Here is a 4,691-nt window from a genome sequence, read left to right on the forward strand (position 1 = left end):
ATCCCCTCCCCCTGCAGACGGGCCGCCTTCTCGGCGCTGCTGACCGTCACCGCCACCGGCTTGCCTGCCGCCAGCAGGGCCCGCGCCAGCGGCAGCCCCAGCCACCCCGCCCCCAGAATGCCGATCGTCCCGGCGATATGTTGCTCTGTCATCGTCCCTTCTCCTGCTTGACGCTATTTGCCCCGCAGCTTACCTGCCTTGGAGAGAAAAGAAAGCCTTGGCCAACTTTCCTACAGCCTACAGATAGACAAATGCCACCAAGACGGCGGTATTTGTCTATCTGCTAGCAACACCAGGATTCATATTTTCCCCCACATCGCTTCCCTCGCTCGGTCAGCCTGAGGGACAGAGAAAAGAGCAAAAGCTACACTCACAGAACTTAACTCAGAAAATTTTTAGAGATTATTTAATATCGGAGGCATACAAATTGCTCTTTTTTCTGCCAACTTCAATATTTCACGTTGCAGTGGCTGCCGACCAGATAATACAACAGACTGCATACAAGCTAAAACAGCTAATCCATTTGCATTTTTGAGCACATCATGAATTAGCTTTACTGGATATCCTTCACTATGCCTTCGAATAGGATGGATACCTGCATGTACATAAGAGTTTAAAGCTTTCCATGAATGATCCTTGAAGCGAGAAAGTGCCTTGAATGCTTCTATAGGAGCATCCTTTGCTAGTGCATCCATCATTTGTGACATTTGTGGAATGTTTTTCGCTGCTTGTTCCGACTCTAAAGTCAATTCAACACTCAGCTTTGCTAACTGAGCATCTGAAGCGCTATATAACAACCAAATGGAACGAACTATCGATTCAAATTGAGACCTATGAACGACAAGAGCAGAAGGTAAATAGCCAAGCTCTAAAGTTACTCTTATTGAATGCCAATGTTCCAATGATAAGCTACATGCTACATCACTAGTAATAACTCTATCGGAATTGTCAAAAAGTGGGCAATCAATCACTTTACTCAACTCTTCTGCCAGCCTAGCTGACTCAACAAAAACATCCATATATTAAACACTCCCTTAAAAACAGCATTACATTAATTTTTAAAGCTTGGCGATAAAAACATACCACTGAAAGACTGAGTCGTGCTTTTAAAAAAGAAGTCTTCACCTCAATACAAAGCCATCTATTTTATAAAGCACAAAAATATTTCATCGCAACTTTCAAGACACCATTCCGCATATCCGATATGAGTTTAAAGAATATTTTTGCAACTAACACTGAATTTATTATTACCACAGCAGCTGAGCTCGCAGTGATATATGATCTATGAAATCAGTGTGATTCTATTCCAATACAACCAAGCGGGCCAATGGCCCGCTTTGTCATACCTATTTCACCTAATCATCACACCAGCGGATGGAAATGGCTGGCCTCGCGGGTGGCCATCTCCTCGTAGGTGGCCCACTTCTGCCACGCCACTTTTTGCGCCACCAGCATCAGCCGCTCGGCCTCCTCCGGATGGCTCTGGGCCAGCACCCGATAACGGGTCTCCTCCTGCCGGTATTCAGCGAGGGGGATGGAGGGGCGCAGGCTGTCGAGACTGAAGGGGTTCTGCCCCGCACTGCGCAATACCGGGTTGTAGCGCATCAGCGGCCAGTGTCCGGAGGCGACGGCCCGTTTTTGCTGGGTCAGGCCAAACTCCATATCGATGCCGTGGGCGATACAGTGGCTGTAGGCGATGATAAGCGACGGGCCCGGATAGGCCTCGGCCTCACGCAAGGCTTGCAGCGCCTGCTGCGGATTGGCACCAAAGGCGATGCGGGCAACATAGACGTTGCCGTAGGAGATGGCTTGCAACGCCACATCCTTCTTGGCCAGCGTCTTGCCCCCCGCCGCGAACTTGGCGACGGCACCGAGCGGGGTCGATTTCGACATCTGACCACCGGTGTTGGAGTAGACCTCGGTATCCATCACCAGCACGTTCACATCGCGCCCGGAGGCGAGCACATGATCGAGCCCCGATGAGCCGATGTCATAGGCCCAGCCATCGCCGCCGATAATCCAGACCGAGCGCCGCACCAGCTGATCGATAAGCGACAACAGCTCGCGGGCCTTGCCGGATCTCACCTCTTCCAGCCGCTCCCGCACTTGCGCGACCCGGGTGCGCTGGGCACGGATCTCCGACTCCAGCCGCTGCGGGGCGCTAATCAGGGTGTCGACCAGCTCAGCTCCCAGCTCCCCCTTCATTGCTTCGAGGGCCGCCACCGCCTGACCGTGATGCTGATCGGCGGTGAGACGAAAACCAAAGCCAAACTCGGCGTTGTCCTCGAACAGGGAGTTCGACCAGGCTGGTCCCTTCCCTTCACCGTTCTTGGCCCACGGCGTGGTCGGCAGGTTGCCGCCATAGATGGAGGAGCAACCGGTGGCGTTGGCTACCAGCATGCGATCGCCAAACAGCTGGGTCAGCAGCTTGAGATAGGGGGTCTCGCCACAGCCAGCGCAGGCACCGGAGAACTCGAACAGGGGTTCGAGGAACTGGGTGCCGCGCACCGTGGAGAAATCCACCCGCTCGCGAGCAGGCCAGGGCAGGCTCTCGAACCAGCGCAGCGCCTGTTTCTGGCCAGCGAGATGAGGTGCCTTGTCCATCATGGTGATGGCGCGCTCGCCCTCGTGTTCCTCATCAGCCCCGGCCCGCACCGGACAAGCCTGCACGCACTGGCCACAGCCGGTGCAATCTTCCGGATAGAGCTGCAAGGTGTAGCGACTGTCGGGGAACCCCTTGGCGGTGACGGGCACCGATTGGGCTGCCTCGGGGGCGGTAGCCAGCCAGTCCTGATGGTAGAACTTGGCCCGCAGCGCCGCGTGGGGGCAGACAAAGACGCAGTTACCGCACTGGATGCAAATATCGGAGTGCCAGATCGGGATCTCGCGGGCTATATCCCGCTTCTCGAAGCGGCTGGTGGCGGTGGGGTAAGTGCCATCCACCGGCAGCATGGAGACGGGGATCAAATCGCCACGCCCCGCCAGCATCTCGCCGGTGACCCGCTGGACAAACTCGCTGCCGCCGGGAGCCAATGGCAGCGGATAGTCGCTGATCTGCTCCTCACCAGCCGGGATGGCCACCTGATGGAGGTGGGCCAAGGTGTCATCCACCGCCGCGAAGTTGCGCTCGACCACTTCGGGCCCCTTGCGGGCATAGCTCTTCTCGATGCTCTCCTTGATCAGCGCAATCGCCTCATCCCGCGGCAAGATGCCAGCCAACGCGAAGAAGCAGGTCTGCATGATGGTGTTGATGCGATTGCCCATGCCGTTGCGCTCGGCCACCCGATCCCCATCGATGCAGTAGAGGCGGATATCGAGGGCACGGATACGGGCACGCAGCCGCTCGGGCAGCTCGGCCCAGACACGGTCAGGCTCATAGGGAGCATTGAGCAGCAGGGTCGCCCCTTCGGCGGCATGCTCCAGCAGATCGACCGATTCGACAAAACCCCACTGGTGGCAGCCGATAAAGCTCGCCTGCTCGATAAGCCAGGGGGCATCGATGGGCTCGGGGCCAAAGCGCAGGTGGGAGACGGTGCGCGAGCCCGACTTCTTGGAGTCGTAGACGAAGTAGCCCTGGGCGTGGAAGCCCTCCAGCTCGCCGATGATCTTGATGCTGTTCTTGTTGGCGCCCACCGTGCCGTCGGCACCAAGGCCGAAGAACAGCGCCCGCACCCGGCTGGCAGGCTCAAGATCACCGATGGGATGCCATGCCAGACTGAGGCCCGACACATCATCCACTATCCCCACGGTAAAGCGGGGGCGAGGCGCATCGGATGCCAGCTCCTCGAACACGGCAGCGCACATGGCGGGGGTGAACTCTTTGGAAGAGAGGCCATAGCGACCGCCACTGAGCCAGGGTAGCCGCTTGATAAGGCCGCGCTGCAAGCCGTCGATCAGCGCGCTCTGCACATCCAGCAGCAGCGGCTCGCCACCGGCGCCCGGCTCCTTGGTACGATCCAGCACCGCCATGCGCCGCACGCTCTGCGGTAGCGCATCAAGCAGCGCCTGTACCGGGAAGGGGCGATAGAGGCGAATGATCAGCACCCCGGTCTTGCGATCCTGCCAGTTGAGCCAATCCACGGTGGTGCGGGCAGTGGCCGCCCCCGAGCCCATCAGCACGATGACGTCGGTGGCATCGGGCGCGCCGTGATACTCCACCAGCCGATAGTGACGGCCGGTCAGCTCGCCCAGGTTGTCCATGCACTGCTGCACCCGCGCCGGTACCGCTTCGTAGAAGGGGTTGACGCTCTCGCGGGACTGGAAGTAGGTATCCGGGTTCTGGGCTGTGCCGCGCATCACCGGATGATCCGGGTTGAGCGCCCGGGCGCGGTGGGCGCGTACCCAGTCGTTGTCGATAAGGGCGCGAATTTCATCTTTGTGCAGCGCGACTATCTTGTTCACCTCGTGGGAGGTGCGAAAGCCGTCGAAGAAGTGGATAAAGGGCACCCGGCACTGCAGGGTGACGCTGTGAGCGACCAAGGCCAGATCCTGCGCCTCCTGCACCGAGCCGGAGGCAAGCATGGCAAAGCCGGTGCTGCGCGCCGCCATCACATCCTGATGGTCGCCAAAGATCGACAGCCCCTGCGCCGCCAGCGAACGGGCCGCCACATGGAACACCGCCGAGGTCAATTCACCGGCGATCTTGTACATGTTGGGCAGCATCAGCATCAGTCCCTGACTGGCGGTGAAGG

3 protein-coding genes are annotated in these 4,691 nt (G+C 58.3%); all 3 read right to left on the minus strand.

The features are described 5' to 3' along the window. On the minus strand, nucleotides 1–152 hold a 152-nt coding region (locus tag AACS24_RS01570; RefSeq protein ID WP_339373332.1), incomplete at its 3' end, for an NAD(P)-binding domain-containing protein. A 243-nt stretch (nucleotides 153–395) separates the two neighbouring features. Next, entirely contained in the window at nucleotides 396–1,019 is a 624-nt protein-coding gene (locus tag AACS24_RS01575; RefSeq protein ID WP_146181446.1) for a DUF6988 family protein, read from the minus strand. 343 nt (nucleotides 1,020–1,362) lie between these two features. Continuing rightward, on the minus strand, nucleotides 1,363–4,691 hold a 3,329-nt coding region (gene nifJ / locus AACS24_RS01580), incomplete at its 5' end, for a pyruvate:ferredoxin (flavodoxin) oxidoreductase (RefSeq protein ID WP_258223050.1).

The organism is Aeromonas sp. HMWF016, assembly GCF_963878195.1.
GTDB lineage: Bacteria > Pseudomonadota > Gammaproteobacteria > Enterobacterales > Aeromonadaceae > Aeromonas > Aeromonas lacus.